The 2,824-nt window shown below is 62.7% G+C and carries 3 protein-coding genes; all 3 read left to right on the forward strand.

Annotated elements, in window-relative coordinates:
* Positions 1 to 985: nucleotide sugar dehydrogenase (locus VK519_RS08235; protein ID WP_324348911.1), on the forward strand; the 985-nt coding region annotated here is incomplete at its 5' end.
* A gap of 22 nt (positions 986 to 1,007) precedes the next feature.
* The gene (locus tag VK519_RS08240) at positions 1,008 to 2,018 is read left to right on the forward strand and encodes an NAD-dependent epimerase (RefSeq protein ID WP_324348913.1); all 1,011 of its coding nucleotides are present in this window, start codon (positions 1,008 to 1,010) and stop codon (positions 2,016 to 2,018) included.
* A 19-nt stretch (positions 2,019 to 2,037) separates the two neighbouring features.
* On the forward strand, positions 2,038 to 2,824 hold a 787-nt coding region (locus VK519_RS08245; protein WP_524538984.1), incomplete at its 3' end, for a GMC family oxidoreductase.

Here is a 2,824-nt window from a genome sequence, read left to right on the forward strand (position 1 = left end):
CCTGGTCAAGGCCAGCGAGTCGCTGGGCAAGGTTTTGAGCCCTGGCGATATCGTGGTTTACGAAAGCACCGTCTACCCCGGCTGCACCGAGGAAGTATGCGTGCCGATCCTCGAGCGTGTCTCGGGGTTGAAGTTCAACCAGGATTTCTTCGCAGGCTACAGCCCCGAACGGATCAATCCCGGCGACAAGCAGCACCGGGTCACCAGCATCCTGAAGGTGACCTCCGGCTCCACGCCGGAAACGGCCGATTTCGTCGACGCGCTGTATGGCTCGGTGATCACCGCCGGCACCCACAAGGCGAGCTCGCTGAAGGTAGCCGAGGCTGCCAAGGTGATCGAGAACACCCAGCGCGACCTCAACATCGCCCTGGTGAACGACCTTGCCATCCTCTTCAACAAACTGGGCATCGATACCCTGGAAGTGCTGCAGGCCGCAGGCACCAAGTGGAATTTCCTGCCGTTCCGGCCGGGCCTGGTGGGCGGGCATTGCATCGGCGTGGACCCGTACTACCTCACCCACAAGGCGCAGGAAGTGGGCCACCATCCCGACGTGATCCTTGCCGGACGCCGCACCAACGATTCGATGGGGCCCTATGTAGCCTCCGAAGTGATCCGGCTGATGGTGCGCAAGGGCATCAATCCGGTGAAAGCACGCGTGCTGGTGCTGGGCCTGGCCTTCAAGGAAAACTGCCCGGATCTTCGCAATACCCGCGTGGTGGATATCGTCGGTGCGCTGCGCGGCTACAACGCCCATGTGGACGTGCACGACCCTTGGGTAAACAGGGCGGAAGCTGAGCACGAATATGGCCTTACGCCCATCGAGAACCCTGAAAACGGCAGCTACGACGCGGTCATCGTGGCCGTGGGCCACAAGGAGTTCGTGGCCATGGGGCCGGAAGGCATCCGCGCCTTCGGCAAGGGCCTGAGCGTGCTTTACGATGTAAAATACGTGCTTCCCCGCGCCGCGGTCGATGGGCGCCTGTAGCACTGCCCGATAAGGCTGCCCCATGAAAGTCCTGGTTACCGGCACCGCCGGCTTCATCGGTTCGCACGTCGCGATGCGCCTGCTCGAGCGCGGCGACGAGGTGATCGGCTTCGACAGCATGAACGACTACTACGACGTCACGCTGAAGAAGGCGCGCCTGGCGCGCTTCATCGACCATCCCAATTACATCCACATCCAGGCCGACCTCGCCGATCGCGCGGCGGTGGAAGCCGCCTTCGCCGAACACAAGCCGCAGCGTGTGGTGAACCTGGCAGCGCAAGCGGGCGTGCGTTATGCCGCGCAGAACCCCCACGTGTACGTGGCCAGCAATGTCACCGGCTTCCTGCACATCCTTGAAGGCTGCCGCCATCACGGCGTGGAACACCTGGTGTTCGCTTCCACTAGCTCCGTGTATGGCGCGGACCTCGCCATGCCGTTTTCCGAGCACCAGGGCACCGAGCACCCTCTTACGTTGTACGCGGCCACCAAGAAAGCCAACGAACAGATGGCGCATGCCTATGCGCACCTGTACCGCTTCCCCTGCACGGGCCTGCGCTTCTTCACCGTCTATGGCCCCTGGGGCCGGCCGGACATGGCGCTGTTCATGTTCACCAAGGCAATCCTGGCCGATGAACCCATTCCCGTGTTCAACCATGGCAAGCACAAGCGCAGCTTTACCTATGTCGATGATGTCGTCGAAGGGGTGATCCGCACGCTCGACGCGGTGCCCGGGGTGAATCCTGAATGGGATGGCATGACACCGGATCCCGCCTCCAGCGGCGTGGCGCCGTATCGCATCTACAACATCGGCAATGCTGAACCGGTTGAACTGCTGCGCTACATCGAAGTGCTCGAAGCGTGCCTGGGCAAGAAAGCCAACATGCAGATGCTTCCCCTGCAGCCGGGCGACGTTCCCGATACCGAGGCAGACGTCCGGGACCTGATGCAGGCCGTTGGATATACGCCTAAGGTCCCCGTAGCCGAAGGGGTAGCTAACTTCGTACGCTGGTACCGGGATTACTACGGCGTTTGATCGCCAAAGGCTAGCGTTTGTGATCATCGATTACCTCGACTCGACGTCGCCCAACGACGTCGAAGCCGACTTGTGCATCGTGGGTGCAGGCGCGGCAGGGATCGCCATTGCCCGCAGCTTCATCGGCACCGGCACACGCGTATGCGTGATAGAGGGTGGTGGTCTTGCGGGTGAAGAACGCAGTCAGTCGCTGTACGAAGGTGAATCGGTCGGCTCCACGCCCTTTGACGCGTCAAGTTCGCGCATGCGCGTGTTCGGCGGCAGCTGCACGCTGTGGGGCGGCGGTTGCATTACGTTTTCGCGGCACGACCTGGCACAGCGCGACTGGGTTCCCGGCTCCGGCTGGCCGGTCAGCTACGATGAACTGGAGCCCTGGTACGAGCAGGCCCGCGGCTACCTGGGCATCGATGCGCATGATTTCACCGACGGCAGTTTCCTGACGACGCCGGCGCGCACGCCATGCAGCTTCGACGAAGGCACGCTGGCGAACCCCGTATTCGCGCGCAGTCCGATGTTCTTCGGCAAGCACTACCGCGCGCAACTGGACGCTGCCGAGAACATCATGGTGTTGCTGCATGCCAACCTGATGTCGTTCGAGGCCACGCCCGACGGCGCATCGGTAGACCACGCCCGCATCGGCGGCGTGGATGGACGCCGCGGCCGCATCACCGCGCGCCAGTACGTGCTTGCTGCCGGCGGGATCGAGAATGCGCGCTTGCTGCTGCTCTCCGATTCGGTTTCTCCCGAGGGACTAGGCAATGCGCACGATCTGGTAGGCCGTTATTTCATGGACCATCCTAGCGGCA

Origin of the sequence: Pinirhizobacter sp., from assembly GCF_035317885.1 — a bacterium.
Lineage (GTDB): Bacteria > Pseudomonadota > Gammaproteobacteria > Xanthomonadales > Rhodanobacteraceae > Pinirhizobacter.